Below are 20,620 nucleotides of genomic sequence, written 5' to 3'. Positions count from 1 at the left end.
TAAACCTGGATCGAGAGAAGAGCATGCTGCCCCGTGAAGCCCAACCGGATCAACTTGTCGCGTTACTGCGCCGTGTCGGCGGCGGCGACGCGCGCGCCTTTGGCCAGCTGCATGCCTTGTCGTCGCGCCGCCTGCTGCGTTTTGCCGGCCGCATCGTCCAGTCGCGCGACATTGCCGAAGAAGTGGTGCAAGAGAGCTTTCTGGCCATCTGGCGCGATGCACGCCGTTTTGACTGCGCACGCGCGGCGCCCATGACATGGATGAGCACGATCGTGCGCAACAAGGCCATCGATTGCGTGCGCGCCAACGCGCGCCGTGAACACCTGACCGATCACGACAGCCACGACGCCGCCTCGGCCAGCATCGACCTGGCGGGCGGGCCGTGCGAGGCCGCCGAGCAAGCCGAGCGCGAGCGCCAGCTCGCCGCCGGCATTGCGACGCTGGGCATGCTATCGCGTCAGGCGATCGAACTGGCTTTTTTTCATGACATGACGCACCACGAAGTGGCCATGGAAATGACCATCCCGCTGGGTACGGCGAAAACCTGGATCAGGCGCGGCTGCCGGCAGATCCGGCGCCACCTTGAGCAGTCGTCGCATGCCATGGCAAGCGCATGCGGCGCGCGCGCAGCGTGACTACGGGCGACGAGATGCCGCTCAGCGCCCGCCCGAGACGTCGATGAAGGTGCCCGTCGTGTACGACGCTTCGCTTGATAGCAGCCACAAGGCGGCCTGCGCTACTTCGCCCGGCTGGCCGCCGCGCTGCATGGGCACCGACGCTTGCAGGCGCGCGACGCGGCCCGGTTCGCCGCCGCTGGCATGCATGGCGGTGTCGATCAGGCCGGGGCGCACGCCGTTGACGCGGATGCCTTCGTGCGCCACTTCGCGCGACAAACCCGTGGTCAAGGCATCGACGGCCGCCTTGGACGCGGCGTAGTCGACATATTCGCCGGCCGAGCCCAGCACCGCGGCGCGCGACGATATATTCACGATGGCGCCGCCCGCGCCGCCATGCCGGGTTGACATGCGCAGCACCGCCTGGCGCGCGCACAAAAAGCTGCCGGTGACGTTGGTGGCCAGGATGCGGTTGATGCGCGCGCTATCCATCTGGTCGACCCGCATCTGGCGCGACAGCATGCCGGCATTGTTGATCAATGCGCTCAGCGTGCCGAAGCGCTCGTCGAGCCGGGCAAACAGGTTTTCCACGGCGCTTTCGTCGGCTACGTCAGCCTGCACGGCCATCGCTTCGCCGCCCCCCTGCGCGATGGCGGCCACCACGGCCGCGGCGGCGGCATGGTCGGTCCGGTAATTGACGCACACTTGGTAGCCGCGCCTGGCGGCCAGCAGCGCACAGGCGGCGCCGATGCCGCGCCCCGCGCCCGTGATAAGGATAATTTTTTGCATGGCGTCAGTCTATACCGGCCAGGGCCCAATGGGTGTTTGGAGTCAAGCAGCATCAGGCGCCGGCCGCCAGCGAGGCCGACAAGGCCAGCATGATGGTGCCGGCGATGCCGTCGATCCACTTCCAGGCAAGCGGCTTGGCGAACAGGCGCGACAGGCGGGTCGCGCCGTAGCCTAGCGACGTGAACCAGATTGCCGACGAACAGACCGCCCCCGCCACGAAGGATGGCCGCCCGGGGGCGGGAAAGGCGGCGCCGATTGCACCCAGCAACACCACCGTGTCGAGGTAGACGTGGGGGTTGAGCAGCGACAGCGCCAGCACCTGCAGCAAGGCTTGGCGGCGCGTGGTGCGCACCTGGTCGAGCGCCACCTGCATGGCGCCGTCGGCGAACACGGCGCGCCAGCTGCGCAAGCCGTACCACAGCAGGAACGCGGCGCCGCCCCATTTGGCCACCGACAGCAGCGTGGGCGAGGACTGGATCAACGTACCGGCGCCGGCCACGCCCAAGGCGATCAGGACGGCGTCGATCAAGATGCAGGTGACGATGGTCAAGCCCACGTGCTGGCGCCGGATGCCGGTGCGCAGCACGTGGATATTCTGGGCGCCGATGGCCATGATCAGGCCTGCGGCGACGCCGGAGCCGTTCAGGAAAATGGTGAGGTCGAACATGGTGTCTGCCTGTCAGCGTGGTCAATGACAGTCATTTTGCCGTCCAGCAGGCGGCAAACATAGGCAATTTAATTTATCTCAGTATAATTAAGATTCGTTAATGTTGGAGGCATGGCATGCTCGATGCTCGCAAGGGGGAAGCGCTGCTGGCCGTGATCGACAGCGGCAGTTTCGAACAGGCGGCCGTGCGGCTGCACCTGACCGCGTCGGCCGTGTCGCAGCGGGTCAGCGCGATGGAGAGCGAGCTGGGCATGCCGCTGATCATCCGCAGCAAGCCGTGCCGGGCGACGGCCGCCGGCCAGCGCCTGGTGCAATATCTGCGCCGGGCGCGCCTGCTGGAAGACGAATTCATCGCCGACAGCGGCGAGAACGCGGCGCGCCCGCTCAGCGTGGCGCTGGCAGTCAACAACGACACGCTGGCCACCTGGCTGCTGCCGGGCCTGGCCGACTTCCTGATCCGCGAATACATCCTGCTCGACATCATGCTCGACGACCAGGACCACACCTACACCTTGCTCGCGCAGGGGTTGGCGCTGGCCGGCGTGTCCAGCCACGCCGAGCCGCTGCGCGGCTGCGAGGTGCAGACGCTGGGCGTGATGCGCTACCGATTGCTGGCCAGTCCCGCCTTCGCACGGACCTGGTTTCCCGACGGCTTGCAGCGCGAAGCGGCGCGCGTGGCCCCGCTGATGGTGTTCGACCGCAAGGACACACTGCAATCGGACTTTTTGCTGCGCGAGCTGGGCTTGCCGCCGGGAAGTTACCCCTGTCATTACATGCCTGCCAGCGATGCCTTCGCCAACGCGGTGCGGTTGGGGCTGGGCTACGGCATGATTCCCGAGCAGCAGTATGCAAACGACGTGGAGGAGGGCAAACTGGTCGACCTGGCGCCCGACAAACCGACTGACGTGATGCTGTACTGGCATTCCTGGCGCGTACAGTCGCCCAAGCTCGAGCGCCTCAGCGCGCAGGTGGTCGCCGCCGCCCGCGCAGTCTTGCTGCAATGACCGTCAAGGCGAGTTTTACCTTTATTCTTCCTCAGTGACGATCGCAAATTTGCCGGACAACAGCTTATGGATCGGGCACTTGTTCGCCACCGCCGTCATGCGCGCCCGCTGTGCGTCGTCCAGCTGGCCCACGTAATGGATGTGCCGCGTGAAGACGTAGGCGCCGTCCTGTTGCTCGTGCTCTACGCGGACCTGGACATCCTGCAAGTCGAATTGCTTGTGGCGCGCATACAGCGTGACGGTCAGCGCGGTGCAGGCGCCAAGCGACGCGGCCAGCAAGTCGTGCGGGGCGGGGCCGGTATCTTCGCCGCCAAACTCCACCGGTTCGTCGGTGAGCACCTGGTGCGCTCCGATCTCGATGACGTGCTGCAGCTTGCCGGCGCCGCGATGAACCTTGATTTCCATGTCCAGCTCCTGGTCGGGATATTGACCTATTATCCAACATGTACGCGCTGTCAAGGCCTCATCAGCTTGCGCAGCCAGTCGAGCAAGATCAGCGGCAGCAGTTCCGGGCGCGGCAGCAGCGCATAGTGCTGCGGCCCGAACACCAGCGGCAGGTAGTTTGCCGCTTGCCGGTCGACCGTCAGGCAAAACGGCGCAATGCCTTGCAGGCGCGCCTCGGTCACGCTCTGGCGCATGTCTTCGACGCCGTAGCGCCCTTCATACTCGTCCACATCGTTCGGCTTGCCGTCCGAGAGCAGCAACAGCAGCCGATGCTCGGCCGGCTCGGCCATCAGCACGGCAGACGCATGGCGAATGGCGGCCCCGGCGCGGGTATATTTTTCCGGCTCAAGGCCGGCAATGCGCTGCGCTACCGTGCTGTCATAGCGCTCGCCGAAGTCCTTGATTTTGCGCACCACCACGCCCTGCGGCCCCTGGCCCGAGAATGCCTGCACGCAAAAGCGTTCGTCCATGCCGTCGAGCGCGATGCACACCAGCAGCAGCGCCTCGCGCTCGATATCGATCACGCGCCGGTTCTGTGCAATCCAGCCATCGGTGGAGCCGCTCACGTCCACCAGCAGCATGACGGCCATGTCGCGCCGTGCGCGCCGCTCCGACTGGTACAGGCGCTGCGCCAGCGGCAGCCCGGCGCGCAAGTCCGCCTGGCTGTCGGCCCAGGCTTGCATGTCGATCTCGGCGCCGTCGAGCTGCTTGCGCAGGCGCGTGCTCTGCGCGCGCAACAGCTCGAAACGGCGCCGGATCTCGCGCAGCATGGCGCCGCGCTCGGCCAGAATCTGCTCCACCCATTGCCGTGGCCCCGGCGCCGCGCTCGACAGCAGCACAGTGGCGCCGGGTTCGCGGTAAGCCTGGCTGCGATAATCCCATTCGGGATAGTGGCGCTGCTCGGCGTCAGCTTGCGCGGCGCCGGCGCCGGCCCCGGCCTGGCGGACAGCCGCTTCGGGCGGATCGTCCGACAGCAGCACTTCTTTCGGCGGTGCGGGCGAACTGACCAGGCGCGCCTCCGGCAGTTCGGCCAGCGAGTCGGCAAAGTCTTGGGCGGCGCTGGTGGCATCGCGGTCGGTCGGGCGCTGCAAACCCATCGGGTCTTCGGCCTGCTCGTGCGGCTGCGCAGTCTGCACCATGGATGGGCCTGGCGGCCCGTCTTCGTCTTCGTCCTCGCCTGGCGGGCGAACAGTTGGACGACGCGCCAGACGGGCGGCGCGCGGCGCGCCCCCTGCGGCGTCCTCGGCGTGCTCCGCAAGTCCGGTTTGCGCGGGCGCGCCTGGCGCCGCTCGCAACTGGCCGCTCCAGCAATCGATAAATAGCACGCGTCCGCGCACGCTGCCTACCGACGCGCCCAACATGCGATGCAGTTGTCGGGCCTGGTCCAGCACCTCGCCCGCCGTGGCAGGAAGGCGCAAGCCGCCGGTGTCGAGACCGGGTACGCTGGCGCTCGGCAAGGGTGCCCCGGGCGCGGCGTTCAGCACGGCGCGCACCAGCCGTTCAAGCACCTGCAGCGCAGGCGCAAAGGCCGACAACGGTGGCCGCTCGCGCAGCGCGCGGGCGCGCGTGGCCGCAAGTGGCGCGGCCATGCCGGGCAGCAGGCGCACCAGCGCATCGTCGGCCGCGCGCGCTTCGAGCACCAGAAACAGTGCTTGCAGCAAGGGGGAAGCATCAAACGGACAGTGCAGGGCGCTGCCACGCACGGCGCGCATGGCTTGCTGCAGCATCACGACCCGGTAACGCTGGGTTGCCACCGCGTCGTTCAAGTCCGCGCCAAAGCTGGCCGGCAGCCAGATGCTGTATCCGTCCGTGCAGGGCAAGGCGGCGCCCTGGGCCGGCGCCTGGCCGCGCAGAAACAGCTTGTTGAGCCAGGTCGGCGGCGCGGGTGTCTGCGCCACGCGCACGGTAAAATTGCGGCCGAACACGGCGCTGGCAAGCAGGTCGAGGCGCGCGGCCATGTCATGCAGCGCAAGCGGGCGCGGTGCAGATGCGGATGCCGAGGCGCGATGGCGCTGCCACATGGCGCGTACGAAAACCGTGGCGTGGCGCGCCGCATCGGTAATAACGTCTTCCGCCTCGGCCATGGCCGGCTAGACGAAGCTGGCGTCGACCAGGTCGCGCATGGCGGCGACCAGCGAAGGCTCGTCCGACAGCGGCGCCACGATCGCCGCGTAGCAGGCCTGGTGCACGGCAATCCCGCTGCTTGCAAGGCGCGCCGCGGCAATCAGCAGGCGCGTGCTGGGCACTTCGGCCAGGCCGCGGTCTTGCAGGGTGCGCAGGCGCCGCCCGAGTGTCACCAGCGCGTGCGCCAGGCTGTATGGGGCGCCGCCTTCACGCTCGACGATGGCCGTTTCCTGCTCTTGCGATGGAAACGCAAAGTCGAGTGCGACGAAACGCTGGCGCGTGCTCGGCTTCATGTCCTTGAGCATGCGCTGGTAGCCCGGGTTGTAGGAAACCACCAGCTGAAAACCGGGCGCGGCAGGCAGCAGTTCGCCGGTCTTGTCAATCGGCAGCATGCGCCGGTGGTCGCTCAGCGGATGGATCACCACCACCGTGTCCTGGCGCGCTTCCACCACTTCGTCGAGGTAGCAAATTGCCCCTTCGCGCACTGCGCGCGTGAGCGGGCCGTCGTGCCATTCGGTGCCCTGGGCGCCGATCAGGAAGCGCCCGACCAGGTCGCTCGCGCTCAAGTCGTCATGGCAAGAGATGGTAATCAACGGCCGGTCCAGGCGCCAGGCCATGTACTCGACAAAGCGGGTCTTGCCGCAGCCGGTCGGCCCTTTGAGCATGACGGCCAGCTGGCGCGCATGGCACTGTTCGAACAGGGCTACTTCGCCGCCGCTGGGCAGGTAATACGGCGCTTCGGCGCGCGCTGCGAGGTCGAGGTCGAGGTCGGGGTCGATGCGATCGTTCAAGTCAGGCGCCCCTGGCCTGGACCGGACGCAAGGCCGGTTCCGGTTCGGTCGACACCTCGAACCGTGGCGCGTGGCGGAAGAAATCGATGATGAACAAGGCGACCCCGACGGCAAAAATGGAGCCGGTGATGATCAGCATGACGAAGTGGATCTGGATTTTCAGTTGGGTGTCGAGAAAACCAAGGCCCATGATGCGCTCCAGGTAGACCTGGCCGATGCCCGCCGTGGCAAACGAGAGCGTCATGCCGAACATGCCGCCCAGCTGCAGCCAGAACGACCAGTAGCCCATGGCAGTGCCCTCTTCGGGGCGGCGCGTGAGCGATGGCGCGGCGTAGGTAATCATGGCCAGCACGATCATGGCATACGCGCCGTAAAAGGCGGCGTGCCCGTGCATGGCGGTAATCAAGGTGCCATGGGTCCACTTGTTCACTGACGGAAAAGTATGGGCCAGGCCCAGCAGGCCGGCGCCAAACAGCGTAAACACGGCGCTGCCCACCGTCCAGTGCAGGGCCAGCTTGTTGGGGTGCGCCATGCCGGAACGGCGGATGGTGGAGTACGCAAAGATGGCCATGCCGATCAGCGCCAGCGGTTCAAGCGCGCTGAAAAAGCCGCCCAGTGGCAGCCAATAGCTCGGCACGCCCACCCAATAGTAGTGGTGGGCCGTACCCAGCACGCCGGCGATGAACACCAGGCCGACGATTACATACAGCCACTTTTCCATCACTTCGCGGTCGGCGCCGGAAAGCCGGATCAGCAGGTAGGCCAGAAAGCCGCCCTGGATCATTTCCCATACGCCTTCCACCCACAAATGGATGGTCCACCAGCGGTAGTAGATCGACACGGTATAGTTTTCATAGTGCAGCAAGGCGGGCAGATACAGCAGCGCGGCCAGGCCCAGGCCGCCGATCAGCACGCCTTCGGAGGTGGTCAGGCGGCCCGCCTTGCGGATCGTCATGCCAATGTTATAGAGGAACATCAGCATCACGATGACGATGACGATCTTGTGCGGCAGCGGCTGTTCCAGCAGCTTGTTGCCGGTGCCAAAGCGAAACAGGTAACCGATGATGGCGGTTACCCCCATCAGCACCCACAAAACAAGCTGGATGTAAGCCAGCTTGGTGCTGTGCAGTTCGGTGCGCGACTCGTCCGGCACCATCCAGTAGGTCGCGCCCATGAACCCGGCCAGCACCCAGACGATCAAGAGGTTGGTGTGGATCACCTTGGTGACGTCGAAAGGCAGGATATACAGCAGGGGATCCGGTCCCAGGTACTTGGTGGCGGACAGCAGGCCGAACACCAGCTGCAAGCCGAACAGGGCAAGGGCCACGGCAAAATACCAGTAGGCGACGGATTGCGACTTGTATCTCATGGCAAGACTCCAGCAGGGGCATCGGTTACAACCGGCATGGCGGGGCCATGGCGCTTGCGGTTCGGGTTATTTCAGGGAAGTCAGGTAAGCGGTCAACTGCTCGATCTGCCCCGGCGTCAGGGACTTGCCATAGGTGTCGGGCATGAACGAGACGCCATTGGCCGAATACATGGCGCCGGAGATTAGGTGGGCGCTGGGATTGCGCACCGATTCGGCGATATAGCCGGCAACGTCGGTCGCCTTGCCCTTGTAGGCGCCGCCCGCGAGCATGGCCTCGGTGCGCGCGACCAGACCGGCAAGCGAAGGGCCGGCCATGTTCACCCCGGGCGCGATCGAGTGACAGGCGGCGCAGGCCGGGGTGGCACTGCGAAACACCCGTTCGCCAAGCGCAATCGGATTGTCGCCGCCTTTGACCGGCCGCGCCGCCGGCGGTGCGCCGGCCTGTGCCACTGCAGTGCTCTGGCCCACGCCAAGATCGGTGCCGGGGAAAGTCGATCCGGTGACCAGCAGCGGGCGCGGCGGCCAGTTCTGGTTGTCGACATTGCTGATCCAATCGAGAAAGGCGATCAGGTCGCTGATGTCGCGTTCGCTCAAGTCTTGCTTGGGCATCAAACGCCGGTGCCGCGTTTCGTCGTAGAACTTGGACGGGTCGCGCATGTAGGCCGTCAGATAAGCGTTGCCGCGCAGCTTGGTGATCTTGGTCAGGTCAGGCGCGTAGTACGCACCTTCGCCAAACACGGTGTGGCAGTTGATGCAATTGTTGTTGTGCCACACATCCTTTCCCCGGCTGACCTCGGCGGTGATCTTGTCCGCGTTGGTCAGCTTGCCGAACTGGCGGTGGCTGTCGATGGTCAGACCAATGAAAGCGACGACGGCCAGCAGCGACGATCCGATCGCAAACAGGCGTGCTTGACGTTTGTTCATGGAGCCCGCTACACGCTGATTGCAGGCCAATATTTAGCGGCCGTAAAGGCGGCGTAGGCCATGGCTGCCAGCATCAGCGCCACCACCACGTAGGCAAACAGCTTGATCGAAACGGACCATCGTTGCATGCGACCTCCATGAGAATCCGGGTCAAGCTTATCACTTGCGCATTTTTTTTCGGCGCCGTTTTCAATCGTGCGGTGAGCATGAACAACAGAAAATGATCGCGCTACGGCGCGCTTAAAGGCGCATGGCGTTCAAACATGCGTCGAGGCCAGCATGCGCGCCAGCGGATTGTCGGCCCGCAGGCGCTCCTTCCACCAAGTGAGCGCAGCGCCCGTTTCGCCACTGCGCCACGCCAGGTACAGCGTTTCATCGGGCTTGCTTTCTTCGACCGCCTTTTCCACCAGTAGGCCGCGCGCGATGTCGTCGCGCACCCAGTTCTCCGGTAAAAAGCCGAAGCCGATGCCGGCGCGCTGGAACTGGTATTTGGTCAACATGTCGGGCACGGCCAGCGTGTCCTGGCCGAACAGCAGGCCAACGGTGCGTGGTTGCAGCAGGCGCGCCGAGTCGGCCACGGATATCGCGCGGTGGTGGCTCAGGTCGGCTTTGCCGAGGGGGTGGGTCACGCCCGCCAGCCGATGGTCTGGGGCCACGACAAAGACGAACGACACCGTGCCCATCGGCTCGGCAGTGTAACCGCCGCCGGACGGGCCGGCGCCCGCCGCGCCGATCAACAGGTCGGCGCGCCGCTCGAGCAGCGCTTCCCAGGTGCCGGACAGCTCTTCCTTGCCGATGCGCAGGCGGGTCTGGTCGGCAATGTCGTAGAACGCGGCAATGTCGCCCAGCAGGCCTGCGGGCGAGAGCATCGAATCGATTGCGATGGTCAGTTCGGTTTCCCAGCCGCATGCCACGCGCCGCACGCGCGCTTCCAGGTCGCTGGCCGCCTTGAGCAGGTAGCGGCCTTCCTTGAGCAATTCTTCGCCGGCGCTGGTGAGCGCCACGCGCGGCCCGAAGCGTTCAAACAGCTTGACGCCCAGGTCTTCCTCCAGCTTGGTGACGGTGTAGGAAATGGTCGAGGGGACGCGGAACAGTTCCTTGGCAGCGGCGGCGAACGAACCGCGGCGCGCGATCGTGTCGACGGTGAGCAAGGCATCGAGGCTGAGTTTTAACATGGCAAATTCTACAATACAAAATCGCGATGCCATGTCATGCATTCCAGGTTGACGGGGAGCAGCTTCGTTTATACAGTAGGTTTTTTTGCGAGGTTGGCCCATGAACATGAACGCCCAAGACGCGCGCGCATTCCTGCAAGGCTTGTTTGGCGCGGCCGTGGACGCGGTCGGCGCGGCGCGCTGCCTGCCGCCCCATTTACCGCGGCCGCCCGAGCAGGGCCGCACGCTGGTGCTGGGCGCGGGCAAGGCCGCCGCCGCCATGGCGCGCAGTGTGGAACTGCACTGGCAGGGCGCCTTGTCCGGCCTGGTCGTCACGCGCTACGGCCATGGCGCGCCGTGCCAGACGATCGAGGTGGTGGAGGCGGCCCACCCGGTGCCGGACGCGGCAGGCAGGAACGCGGCGGCGCGCATGCTGGCGCTGGCCGGCGCGCTGACCGAACATGACCTGGTGCTGTGCCTGGTGTCGGGCGGCGGCTCGTCGCTGCTGGCGCTGCCCGCGCCCGGCGTCACGCTCGAACACAAGCAAGCCATCAACCGCGCGCTGCTCAAGAGCGGCGCGCCGATTGCGGCAATCAATTGCGTGCGCAAGCACCTGTCGGCGATCAAGGGCGGGCGCCTGGCGCTGGCCTGCGCGCCGGCGCGCGTGGTCACGCTGCTCGTTTCCGATGTCCCGGGCGACGACCCGGGCACCATCGCCAGCGGCCCCACGCTGCCTGACCCGACCACTTGCGCCGATGCGCTGGCCGTGCTGCGCGAATACGGGATCGCTACCCCGCCCGAGGTGCGCGCGCATCTTGAATCCGGTGCCGGCGAGACGCCCAAGCCGGGCGCGCCTGGCTTTGAACGCAATAGCGTGCAGGTGATCGCGGCGGCCAAGGATGCACTGGCGGCCGCTGCCGCGTTCGCGCGCGCTGCCGGCATCACGCCCCTCATCTTGTCTGACGCGATCGAGGGCGAGGCGCGCGCGGTGGCGCTCGAACATGCCGTCCTCGCGCGCCGGGTCGCGCGCCCGGTCGCGCTCCAACTCGCGCGGCCGTGCGTGATTTTGTCGGGCGGCGAAACCACGGTGACCGTGCGCGGCACGGGCCGCGGCGGGCGCAACGCCGAGTATTTGCTGAGCCTGGCGCTAGCCCTGGACGGCGCGCGCGGGGTGTACGCGATTGCCTGCGACACCGACGGCATCGATGGCTCCGAGGACAATGCCGGGGCCGTGTGCGGGCCCGATACGCTGGAGCGCGCCGCCGCGCTCGGCCTGGATGGGCGCTCGCTGCTGGAAAACAATGACGCCTACACCTTTTTTGCTGCGCTGGGCGACCTGGTGGTGACCGGCGCCACGCGCACCAATGTGAACGACCTGCGCGCGCTGCTGGTGCTGTAAGCTCTGCCTACTACAGAAGAGCGCACAGGAGAGCGGCATGTCGATACTGGAACATTTTTTCAAGCTGAAGGAAAACGGCACGGACGTGCGGACCGAACTGCTGGCCGGCCTGACGACCTTCCTGACGATGGCTTACATTATCTTCGTCAACCCATCGATCCTGGGCGACGCCGGCATGCCCAAGGATGCGGTATTTGTCGCCACCTGCCTGGCCGCCGCGCTGGGCACGCTGATCATGGGCCTGTATGCCAATTACCCGATTGCGCTGGCGCCCGGCATGGGCTTGAACGCCTATTTTGCCTACGTGGTCGTGAAGGGCATGGGGCTGCCGTGGCAGGTGGCGCTCGGTGCGGTGTTCATTTCGGGCTGCCTGTTCATTCTGGTGAGCGTCTTCAAACTGCGTGAAATGATCGTCAACGGCATTCCGCGCGCCATCCGCACCGCCATCACGGTGGGCATCGGCATGTTCCTGGGCCTGATCGCGCTGCGCAGCGCCGGCATCGTGGTGGCCAATCCGGCCACGCTGGTGGGCGTGGGCGATCTGCACCAGGCCAGCGCCTTGCTGGCCATTGCCGGCTTTTTCATCATCGTCGCGCTCGACAAACTGCGCGTCAAGGGGGCGATCTTGATCGGCATCCTGCTGGTGACGGTGCTCAGTTTTTTCTTTGCCGGCAACAAGTTCAACGGCGTGGTGGCGCCCATTCCCCTGATCGACGCCACGCTGTTCAAGCTCGACATCATGGGCGCGCTGTCGGTCGGCATCCTCAACGTGGTGCTGGTGTTCTTTCTGGTGGAACTGTTCGACGCGACCGGCACCCTGATGGGTGTTGCCAGCCGTGCCGGCCTGCTGGTCAACGGCAAGATGGAACGGCTGAACAAGGCGCTGCTGGCCGACAGCGTGGCCATTGCCGCCGGGGCCGTGCTGGGCACCTCGAGCACGACGGCGTACATTGAAAGCGCCGCCGGCGTGCAGGCGGGCGGGCGTACGGGCTTGACTGCGGTTGCGGTCGCCTTGCTGTTCCTGGCCTGCCTGTTCATTTCGCCGCTCGCCTCCGTGGTGCCGGCCTATGCCACCGCGCCCGCGCTGCTGTACGTGGCTTGCCTGATGCTGCGCGAACTGGCCGACATCGACTGGAGCGACAGCACCGAAAGCGTTCCCGCCGCCATTGCCGCGCTGACGATGCCGTTCACCTATTCAATTGCCACGGGCGTGGCGTTCGGCTTCATTTCCTACGCGGCGCTCAAGCTGCTGACGGGGCGCGCGCGCGAAGTGCGGCTGGTCGTCTGGGTCATTGCCGCCGTGTTCCTGTTCAAGTTCGCTTACCTGGGCGCCGGGTAGGTGCGCGCGCCGGGCGCTGCTTGCCGACGAACGCGGCGACCCGATCCAGCACCACGGGCGCGACGGTTTCGTCAATCGTCCCATATTCGGGTTCCGCGCCGGTCAGCGCCGTTTGCAGGGCGTGGTTTATCGACGGCAGTATGGCCGATTCCACGTGACGGTTGCCGCCCGCCTTGAGCGAGGCAACAATGCCGGCCAGGCTCTCGACCGGCACTTGGTGGTCGATGCTGCCGTTCAAGGCCAGCACGGGTACCTTGACGGCGCGCCAGTTGTCGTCTGGATTGGCCATCAGGATCACGCGCAGCGCCGGTTCGCCTGCCATCGAGAGTGAAAGCGTACCGTTGGTCATCTTGTATTTCGTGATCAATTCCTGGTCCGACGCCGGCAGGGCACTGCGCATCGCCTTGAGCGCCGCGATCCGCGCTGCGGGGTCGGTGTTGGCGATTGACGATGTCATAAAACGTGCCGACGTAGGCTGCCAGGCGATCCTGCTCGGCGGGAGTGGCGCCCCGGTCCTTGGCCGCCAGCCGGTCTTGCAAGACGATCAATTGTTTGCCGGGCAGTCCAACCCCGGCCAGCGAGACGAGGAAGTCGACCGATTGCGGGTAGGCGGCAGCGATTGCGGCGGCGATCATCGGGCCTTCGCTATGCCCGATCAAGCCGACTTTCCCGAACTGCTTGCGCGCGCGCATCGCGTCGACGACGGCATGCACATCCTCGGTCAGTTGCGCCTGGGTGTGGTTGGCAAAGTCGCCGGTGGAGCGCGAAATGCCGCGTTTGTCGAAGCGCAGCACGGCGATGCCCCGGCGCGCCAGATGGTCGGCCAGTACGGCAAACGTGCGGTGCCCCGCGTTTTCTTCGTTGCGCGTTTGCGGCCCGCTGCCGTGCACCAGGATCACCAGCGTCGGCTTGCTTGTGCGCGGCAAAGAAAGCGTGGCGCCCAGCATCACACCGTCATTGCTTGGAATCGATAACGTTTGTTCCAGGTAGGGGAAGGGCGCGACAGGCGTTTGCGGCCGGGTTTTGTTGGGGAACTGCGCCACTGGCGTTAGCTTGTCGACAAGATAGGTTTCGCCGCCTTGCTTCCACTCGCCCTCGAAGTGATCGTCAACCCAGGTCAAGGTCATCTGGGCAAAAGTCAGGTCGAGCTCTGCGGTATTGCCGTCCTCGCTGATGCGGGCGACGGGAATGTCGTAGCTGCCCTGGTCCGGACTTGCATAGCTGGCCTAGGTCGAGCCGTCGGCCCGGGTGAAGATCTCGAGGCCGCTTTTTAGCGTCGGGCCCTGCGGAATGTTCAATTCACCCAGCCAGTTCCCGGGGTGCTCCTTGAGCACGCCTGCGTGGGCATTGGCGTGCAGGGCAGACAGGGCAAACAGCAACGCGAGTGGCTTCAGGGCGTGCAGCACGGGCTTCATAAAGATCCTTGTGATATGGTGAGGTAGCACACCATAACATCGGTCAATAACATTTTCAATCACTTTGCACGATGCGCCATGCCAGTCACTAAAACGGCATATATTGCGTTTGGACAGTATGTGTGCTGAAGGAAATTCGATACTGAAGTTGAGCGCGGCAAGGGCGGTGCTCCTGGACCCAGTCAGGCTGAACAAAACCCAACGGAAAGCGAGGGTTGTCATGGCTAACACGACGCACCCATCCAAGCAGCAAGTGCGCGCCTATTTGCAACGCCGCTCCCACGATCCCAAGCCGCCGCCAACGCCCGATGAAATCCGACGCGAACTGGGCTGGCAACTGGTCAAGCTTGCGCTCATCCGATCATGACGCGCTCGGCGTCGCGAGGTGTCGCTTAGGCCGGCAGCGTGTGCAACAGCTTGTCTTGCCTGAGCAACTTCTCAAATTCCGGCGCCGATACTGCTTGCGAAAACAGATAGCCTTGCGCAAAGTCGCAAGTGGCCTCGCGCAGCCAGTCGCGCTGCTCGGCCGTTTCAACCCCTTCGGCGATGACTTTCAAGCCCAGCTTATGGGCCATCATGATGATCGTTTCGACGATTGTGCGGCTGTCTTCGTTGGTGGTCATGTCGCGTACAAAAGACTGATCAATCTTGAGGTAGTTCACATGAAATTTTTTTAGGTACGCCATCGACGAATGGCCAGTGCCGAAGTCATCAATGGCTAGCTGAACGCCGGCCGCTGTTAAATTGCTGAGCCGCTCCATTACGCACGGCGAGTCGCACAGCAAGATGCCCTCGGTAATTTCAAACGAGATCTGTGCCAAGCCAAGCGAGGCGAAATGGGTGTCGAGTACTTTCATCGGTTCCTTGCTCATGAATTCAATTGGCGAACGGTTGACGCTGATTTGTATGGATTCGCCGAACATCAGACGCCATGCGTTCGCATCGGCCAGCGCTTCGCCCAGCACCCACTCGTCAATGCCGCCAATTAATCCGGTTTCCTCCGCCAAACTGATGAATTCGTCGGGAAACACCAGACCATTTTGCGGATGATGCCAGCGCACCAGGGCTTCTGCCTTCAAGATGCGCCCGCTGACGAGTTCGACAATGGGCTGGTAATACACCGACAATTGGCGCAGCGGCAGCGCAAAGCGCAGCGCGTCGAGTGTCTTCAGGCGCGCCCAGGCAGCCTCCTGCATGGCGCTGGTGAAAAAGTTAAATTGGCCGCGTCCCGCTTTTTTTGCTTCGTACATCGACTGGTCCGCATTTTTGATCAGGTCTTCGGCCGTGTTGGCATCCTGCGGAAACAAAGTAATGCCCACGCTGGCGGAAATCTGGATGTCCTTGCCGCAAACAAGGTAGGGTCTGGCCAGTTCGTCAATGATTTCGCGCGCGATCAGTTCGACGTTGACCAGCGTATTGATGCCGCTAAGGATGACGGTGAACTCGTCGCCGCCGATGCGCGCTACCATGTCGGTCTCGCGCACGCTGACGCTGATCCGCTGGGCGGCCAGCTGCAGCAGCTGGTCGCCGGCGTCGTGGCCCAGCCGGTCGTTCACTTCCTTGAAACCGTCGAGGTCGATGAAAAACAGCGCGATCGGCAAGCCAGTGCGCGTGGAGCGTTTAATTTCCCGCGCCAGCTGGTCGCGGAACAGGCTGCGATTGGGCAAACCTGTCAGTTGGTCATAGTGGGCCAGGCGGCGGATTTCATTCTCGCCTTTTTTACGCTGGGTAATATCGCGCAACACCCGCACGAACTGGGCCGCCACGCCGTCCGTGTCGAACACGGGTGTGATCGACTGTTCGTTCCAGAAGGTGCTGCCATCCTTGCGATAACACAGCAACTCGCAGTGAAACGCGTGCGACGTGCGCAGCGCCTCGTCCTTGTCGCGCAGTGTTTCGCCGTTGGTATCGGGCCCCTGGAGAATGCTCGACGCACGGCCCAGCACCTCGGCGCTGGTGTAGCCGGTCATGTTTTCAAACGCGCGGTTGACGTAAGTGATGCGATGTTGCGGATCGGTGATGACTACCCCTTGGGAAATGGCGCCCAAAGCGCTGTCATGCAAACGCAAGGTTTCCAGACTCTGGCGCAGGTCTTCTTCGGTGCGCTGCTGCTCTTCAAGTGCTTTAAGCAGGCTCTGGCGCGCTTCAATCGCCGCCTCGCTGCGCTTTTGCCCGGTCAGGTCGGTGGCGACCATGCAGATCGCGTTCGGCATGCCCTCGAGGATCAATGGGCTACTCGATAACATCACCGGAACACGCCGCCTGGCGGCGGTCAGCAGGTCGAGTTCAACGCTGCGCTTGGTGCCCAGGCCGTCGGCCAACAGCGCGTGCAGGGCTCGGTGGCTGTCGCTTGCGAACCATGCCTCGATGCGCGAACCGATTACTTGATGCAGCGGCACCTCAAGCAGTTCGGCGAAGCGCCGGTTGGCATACGTGACGATACCGTCGGCGGTCAGCGTCAGCGCCCCTTCGGACATGTCTTCAATGAGCACGCGGTAAGCGTGGTCGGCGCCGCTGAGCGTGAACATCCATTCGCCTTGGCGTCCGGACACGAACAGCGCATCGACCTTGCCATTGCGAATGGCGCGCACGGTCTGCCTGAGCTGCCCCGCGCTCAGGTGGACGGTGCCGTTGCCGGCGCCGGGCACGCCGTCAAGGGCCAGCCCGGCGCCGACTGGCTTACGCGTGCCAAAGCGTGACTTGCTTGCTTTCATAATGCTTCTCTCTCCTGCAAGCCCAGCCCAAGCACGATATGGTCCGCGTTGGACATGTCGCCGATGATCATCTGCAGCGGCTGGGGCAGGCGCTTGATGAGCGACGGCAGGGCGACGATTTGCTCGCCCTGTGCGAGCTGCGGCTGCTGATACAGGTCAATCACTTCGAGCCGGTAGCGCCCGTCAAGCCTGTCAGCACAAATCTTGTGAATATTTGCCACCGCGCGTAGCGAACGCGGACCGCGGCCGGCGACGTACAGACGCAGCGTCCATTGGTCAGCATCTGGGACGGAGGCGGCATCGGCATCGCTGCGCCCGGCATTGTCACTGCCGATCTGGTTCATGGGCGGCCGTCCGTGCGCAGGTGGACCCGCTGGCGGTGGATGGTAGCCAAGTTATCCTGACTAACCAGTTCTTGCTCGATTGCGCTTAACGCTGCGGCCTCCTGGAGCGCGAAGTCGGCGCGGATGGCGGACAGGGTCGATTCCATCGCAGCCCTTTTGCTATTCAGTTCGCTCTGCATGCGGGCAATATCTTGGTCGCGCTGACGCTGGTCGGCGTTCAAGGCGATGCCGTCGGCGGTAAGGAAAAACGTGCGGATCTGATTCGAATGGGCCATGCCGCGCGATTTCAAAATCGATAGTGCCCGATTGCGTTCGCCGCCGCTCTCAAGGTCGCGCACCAGCAGCCAGGTATCGATCAGCGAGGAAATGTCGATGTCGGTCTGCTCAAGCGCTTTCCCGCCGGCGGTCAGGCTGGTAAAAAACCCCGTGATCTGCTGGCGCTTGAGCGAGTCCACCAGGCGTAGCAGCATCAGCTTGACGTCGTTGGCATTGCCGGCGTTGACGAAGCTGTTGAGCGGATCGACAATGACGACCTGCGGATCGAACAATGCTATTTGACGGAACATGATAGCCAAATGCATTTCAAGCCCGGTCAGGGTAGGACGCGACGCATGGAAGCGCAGCATTGCGCCGTCGAAGGCCGGGCGCAGGTCCAGGCCGATTGCGGCCATGTTGCGCATGATCTGGGCGGGCGACTCTTCAAACGCGAAGTACAGCACGCGCGCGCCGCGACGGCAGGCGGCGGCGAAATGGGCAGCGAAGCTGCTCTTGCCAGTGCCAGCCGTGCCCGACACCAGCACGCTGCTGCCGCGGTAATAGCCGTCCCCGCCGAGCATGTCGTCCAGACCTGCCACGCCACTGGGCACCCGTTCGACACTGGCCTCGTGCTCCAGCCCCAGCGATGTGATTGGCAGCAACGAAATGCCGTTACTGTCGATCAGGAACGGGTATTCGTTATTGCCGTGGGTAGAACCGCGATACTTGACCACGCGTAGCCGGCGCGATGAAATCAGGTTGGTGACAGGGTTGTCGAGCACGATGACGCAGTCGGACACGTATTCCTCCAGTCCCTGGCGCGTCAAGCTGCCGGCCTGATCGCCTCGCTCGCCGGTAACAATGGCCGTGACGCCCTTGTCCTTGAGCCAGCGAAACAGGCGTTGCAGCTCGGCGCGCAAGATGGCAGGGTCGTGCAGGCCCAGAAACAGCGCTTCCACCGTGTCCAGCACGACCCGCTTGGCGCCGATGCTGTCGATGGCGAAAGCGAGCCGGACGAACAGGCCTTCGAGGTCGTATTCGCCGCATTGTTCCAGTTCGCTGCGCGCCACGCGTACGAAATCGACTGCCAGCATACGCCGGGCGACCAGGTCGTCCAAGTCGAACCCGAGCGAAGCGACGTTGGTGGTGAGGTCGGCGACGGTTTCCTCGAACGCCATAAAGACGCCCGGTTCGCCAAATTCAAGCGCACCGCGCACCAGAAACTCCATTCCCAACAGCGTCTTGCCGCATCCGGCAGGTCCGCACACGAGCGTTGGACGGCCCTTGGGCAGACCGCCACCGGTCAGTTCATCCAGGCCAATAATGCCTGTCTTTGCTTTACTTAGTTGCATTTGGGAACAAACACGACTGGATACATGACCACACCTTAAAACGTGGAACCTTGACAAAGTATGACTTTTGGGTGCAGACGAAGTTCGGACAGCCGCGCAAAAAAACGGACTGCGGGCAGCGCCGCAGCGCCGCGCGTCAGGCCGGCTTGACCGGTGGCCCGTCGAGCCGAGCCATCTCGTCATAATGGGCCGCCGCCTTGGCGAAGGCCGCGTTCGGCGTGGCTGCCGCGCCGGCGCCGAATTCCTTTTGCACGGCCGCCTTGTGCTCGCCAATCCAGTGCACGGCGCGGTCGAGGTTGGCCATTTGCCGCTGCTGGCCGTGGTCCTTGGCATTAAGAAAATCAACCGTCGTCACGAAGGTATTGGCGAACGCGGTAACGGAGGCCAGCACATGGCCCCGGTCACGGGTCAAGGCGCCGTCGAGCCTGGCGTCGTCGATGGCGGCCAGGCCGGTCTTGGGATCGGTCGTGATGCCCAGCTGGGCCAGGTCGCCCTTGATGCCGACGTCGGCGCCGTTCAAGCTATAGCCGATATCGCGCCGGGTGGCAAAGCGGGCGCGCCCGGCTTCCCAGCTGCCTTCCAGGATGCCGCCCTTGTCCACTGCCGGCGCAAAACGGTTCACGCCGGCGTTGTAGCTGCTCACGAAACGGGTGAGTTCGGCCTTGATATCGGCTGCGCTGCTGCCGGGGCCCAGTGCGCCCAGTTGTTTGGCCGCCGCCTGTTCGCTCACCAGGCTGTGGCGCATTTCCCCCAGTTCCGAAAACTGCGCCTTGAAGGTCACTTCGACGCGGTTGAGCACCGTCACCATGTTCTGGCCGGGGCGGCTGAAGTTGCCGGCCGCGTCGAGCGCCGTGGGCGTCGTTGAGGTTGGCAACTGGTCCTGGCGCAGCGACGCGCTGAACTGGTCCATCAAATTGCCGAACGAGGGCATGCCGGCAAGCGGATCGCCGCTGTTATCTGACGCGCCGCCGCGCTCGAACAGGGCGTTACCCAGTCCGTTGGAAAAGCGCGCATCGCCAGCGGCGCGCCCGAGCGGGTCAAATTCCCAGGAGGAACTCGGCTTGTCGAACAGCGACGTGACGCCTTGGCCCTTGAACAGGGCTATTTGCGAAGCAAGTTTGGACAGATCGACGGACATGATGGCTCCTGAACAAGGCGTATTTCTGATGTGAAACTTCAGCATACGCCTGTTGGGGCCTGGTTCAATTGAAAATGGTAAGCAAAACCGGTGGCTTGAGCGGCGCCGTTTAGCGGCGCGCGGCGAGCAGCCCAGTGCCGGCGGCGGCCAGCAGCGCCGCGCAACTGCGGTTGAAAATGCGCTGTCCGCGAGCGTGGGCAAACCAGCGGCGCAGGGAGACGCCCATGTAGGCGTAGGCAGCAATGGCGAGCAATTCAAGCAGCAGGAACAAGGCGCCGAGCACGGCGAACTGCATGCCGGTGGGCGCGGCCGGGTTGACGAACTGCGGCAGAAAAGCGGTGAAGATCAGGATTGCCTTTGGATTGCCCGCCGCCACAAAAAACTCTTGCCGGGCCAGCGCCGCCAATCCCTTGGCCGGCAACTGCACGCCGTTAGTTGGCACCGGCTGGCTGGTCCATAGCTGGAAGGCAAGGTAGAACAGGTACAGCGCGCCGAGCACCTTGATCGCCATGAACAGCATGACGGAGGCGTTGAAGAGCACCGACAGCCCGGCCGAAGTGAGCAGCAGCATGAGTGCAAACGCCGCCAGACGACCGCGGCCGGCCGCGCATGAGCGGGTAAAGCCGTAGTGCGTGGCGTTGCCCAGCGAGAGCAGGTTGTTCGGCCCGGGCGCCATGTTCAGGGCGAGGCAGGCGGGAATAAAGAGGGCGAGCGTGGGCAAGTTCATGGTGTCAAAGTGGCAGCCGATTGTCACCAGTGTAACGCGACAGCCCGTGTATCTGCC

At 64.3% G+C, this 20,620-nt stretch carries 20 protein-coding genes and 1 pseudogene; 5 read left to right on the top strand and 16 right to left on the bottom strand.

Going from position 1 to position 20,620, the window contains the following annotated elements:
- The first annotated feature begins 23 nt into the window (after positions 1–23).
- A complete protein-coding gene (locus tag ACP7BV_RS05160; protein WP_426102183.1) occupies positions 24–635 on the top strand; it encodes an RNA polymerase sigma factor in 612 nt (203 codons plus the stop codon).
- Between the two features lie 21 nt (positions 636–656).
- Here ACP7BV_RS05160 and ACP7BV_RS05155 read toward each other — a convergent pair whose 3' ends face one another.
- Both ACP7BV_RS05155 and ACP7BV_RS05150 read right to left on the bottom strand, forming a co-directional pair.
- Positions 657–1,403 carry an SDR family oxidoreductase gene (locus tag ACP7BV_RS05155; RefSeq protein WP_426102181.1) on the bottom strand — a complete coding sequence of 249 codons (747 nt, stop codon included), beginning with the start codon at positions 1,401–1,403 and terminating at the stop codon, positions 657–659.
- Between the two features lie 52 nt (positions 1,404–1,455).
- Positions 1,456–2,070 carry a LysE/ArgO family amino acid transporter gene (locus ACP7BV_RS05150; protein ID WP_426102179.1) on the bottom strand — a complete coding sequence of 205 codons (615 nt, stop codon included), beginning with the start codon at positions 2,068–2,070 and terminating at the stop codon, positions 1,456–1,458.
- Between the two features lie 116 nt (positions 2,071–2,186).
- Between ACP7BV_RS05150 and argP the strand changes: the two genes are divergently transcribed.
- Positions 2,187–3,074 carry an HTH-type transcriptional regulator ArgP gene (argP, locus tag ACP7BV_RS05145; protein WP_426102177.1) on the top strand — a complete coding sequence of 296 codons (888 nt, stop codon included), beginning with the start codon at positions 2,187–2,189 and terminating at the stop codon, positions 3,072–3,074.
- A 21-nt stretch (positions 3,075–3,095) separates the two neighbouring features.
- Here argP and ACP7BV_RS05140 read toward each other — a convergent pair whose 3' ends face one another.
- The 6 genes from ACP7BV_RS05140 to ACP7BV_RS05115 all read right to left on the bottom strand — a co-directional run bounded on the left by ACP7BV_RS05140 (position 3,096) and on the right by ACP7BV_RS05115 (position 9,901).
- Positions 3,096–3,479 (bottom strand): OsmC family protein, encoded by a 384-nt coding sequence (locus tag ACP7BV_RS05140; RefSeq protein WP_426102175.1) that lies wholly within the window; start codon positions 3,477–3,479, stop codon positions 3,096–3,098.
- Positions 3,480–3,529: 50 nt separating this feature from the next.
- The gene (locus ACP7BV_RS05135; RefSeq protein ID WP_426102173.1) at positions 3,530–5,602 is read right to left on the bottom strand and encodes a nitric oxide reductase activation protein NorD; all 2,073 of its coding nucleotides are present in this window, start codon (positions 5,600–5,602) and stop codon (positions 3,530–3,532) included.
- A 6-nt stretch (positions 5,603–5,608) separates the two neighbouring features.
- Entirely contained in the window at positions 5,609–6,433 is an 825-nt protein-coding gene (locus tag ACP7BV_RS05130; RefSeq protein ID WP_426102171.1) for a CbbQ/NirQ/NorQ/GpvN family protein, read from the bottom strand.
- A gap of 1 nt (position 6,434) precedes the next feature.
- Positions 6,435–7,802 carry a cbb3-type cytochrome c oxidase subunit I gene (locus ACP7BV_RS05125; protein WP_426102169.1) on the bottom strand — a complete coding sequence of 456 codons (1,368 nt, stop codon included), beginning with the start codon at positions 7,800–7,802 and terminating at the stop codon, positions 6,435–6,437.
- 66 nt (positions 7,803–7,868) lie between these two features.
- Complete coding sequence (locus ACP7BV_RS05120) at positions 7,869–8,726, bottom strand: c-type cytochrome (protein WP_426102167.1); 858 nt, start codon at positions 8,724–8,726, stop codon at positions 7,869–7,871.
- A gap of 257 nt (positions 8,727–8,983) precedes the next feature.
- Positions 8,984–9,901 (bottom strand): LysR substrate-binding domain-containing protein, encoded by a 918-nt coding sequence (locus tag ACP7BV_RS05115; protein WP_426102165.1) that lies wholly within the window; start codon positions 9,899–9,901, stop codon positions 8,984–8,986.
- A gap of 100 nt (positions 9,902–10,001) precedes the next feature.
- On the opposite strand from ACP7BV_RS05115, the gene ACP7BV_RS05110 reads away from it, so the two are divergent.
- Both ACP7BV_RS05110 and ACP7BV_RS05105 read left to right on the top strand, forming a co-directional pair.
- On the top strand, positions 10,002–11,279 hold the full coding sequence (locus ACP7BV_RS05110) for a glycerate kinase type-2 family protein (protein ID WP_426102163.1): 1,278 nt from the start codon (positions 10,002–10,004) through the stop codon (positions 11,277–11,279).
- A gap of 37 nt (positions 11,280–11,316) precedes the next feature.
- Positions 11,317–12,618: an NCS2 family permease gene (locus ACP7BV_RS05105; protein WP_426102161.1), complete on the top strand. Its 1,302-nt coding sequence runs from the start codon at positions 11,317–11,319 to the stop codon at positions 12,616–12,618.
- Here ACP7BV_RS05105 and ACP7BV_RS05100 read toward each other — a convergent pair.
- From ACP7BV_RS05100 to ACP7BV_RS05090, 3 genes and pseudogenes are all read right to left on the bottom strand, one after another.
- Entirely contained in the window at positions 12,590–13,075 is a 486-nt protein-coding gene (locus ACP7BV_RS05100; RefSeq protein ID WP_426102353.1) for a hypothetical protein, read from the bottom strand. The genes ACP7BV_RS05105 and ACP7BV_RS05100 overlap by 29 nt on opposite strands.
- A 1-nt stretch (position 13,076) precedes the next feature.
- Positions 13,077–13,565 (bottom strand): annotated as a pseudogene (locus ACP7BV_RS05095) (alpha/beta hydrolase family protein); the annotation flags it as partial.
- A gap of 279 nt (positions 13,566–13,844) precedes the next feature.
- Positions 13,845–14,033 carry a hypothetical protein gene (locus ACP7BV_RS05090; protein ID WP_426102159.1) on the bottom strand — a complete coding sequence of 63 codons (189 nt, stop codon included), beginning with the start codon at positions 14,031–14,033 and terminating at the stop codon, positions 13,845–13,847.
- Between the two features lie 220 nt (positions 14,034–14,253).
- Between ACP7BV_RS05090 and ACP7BV_RS05085 the strand changes: the two genes are divergently transcribed.
- A complete protein-coding gene (locus tag ACP7BV_RS05085) occupies positions 14,254–14,400 on the top strand; it encodes a hypothetical protein (RefSeq protein ID WP_426102157.1) in 147 nt (48 codons plus the stop codon).
- 25 nt (positions 14,401–14,425) lie between these two features.
- Here the strand turns inward: ACP7BV_RS05085 and ACP7BV_RS05080 are convergent, their stop codons facing one another.
- From ACP7BV_RS05080 to ACP7BV_RS05060, 5 genes are all read right to left on the bottom strand, one after another.
- Positions 14,426–16,747 (bottom strand): putative bifunctional diguanylate cyclase/phosphodiesterase, encoded by a 2,322-nt coding sequence (locus tag ACP7BV_RS05080; protein ID WP_426102155.1) that lies wholly within the window; start codon positions 16,745–16,747, stop codon positions 14,426–14,428.
- Positions 16,744–17,091: a circadian clock KaiB family protein gene (locus ACP7BV_RS05075; RefSeq protein WP_426102153.1), complete on the bottom strand. Its 348-nt coding sequence runs from the start codon at positions 17,089–17,091 to the stop codon at positions 16,744–16,746. Before ACP7BV_RS05075 ends, ACP7BV_RS05080 begins: the two co-directional genes overlap by 4 nt.
- Entirely contained in the window at positions 17,088–18,698 is a 1,611-nt protein-coding gene (kaiC, locus tag ACP7BV_RS05070; RefSeq protein ID WP_426102151.1) for a circadian clock protein KaiC, read from the bottom strand. Before kaiC ends, ACP7BV_RS05075 begins: the two co-directional genes overlap by 4 nt.
- A gap of 136 nt (positions 18,699–18,834) precedes the next feature.
- The gene (locus tag ACP7BV_RS05065; protein ID WP_426102149.1) at positions 18,835–19,836 is read right to left on the bottom strand and encodes a hypothetical protein; all 1,002 of its coding nucleotides are present in this window, start codon (positions 19,834–19,836) and stop codon (positions 18,835–18,837) included.
- 109 nt (positions 19,837–19,945) lie between these two features.
- Entirely contained in the window at positions 19,946–20,563 is a 618-nt protein-coding gene (locus tag ACP7BV_RS05060; RefSeq protein WP_426102145.1) for a LysE family translocator, read from the bottom strand.
- Positions 20,564–20,620 lie beyond the last annotated feature (57 nt).

The organism is Massilia sp. TSP1-1-2 (genome assembly GCF_049896185.1).
Lineage (GTDB): Bacteria > Pseudomonadota > Gammaproteobacteria > Burkholderiales > Burkholderiaceae_D > Telluria_A.
The sequence above is the reverse complement of the archived record's forward strand: the minus strand, read 5'-3'. Positions and strand labels throughout refer to the sequence as shown.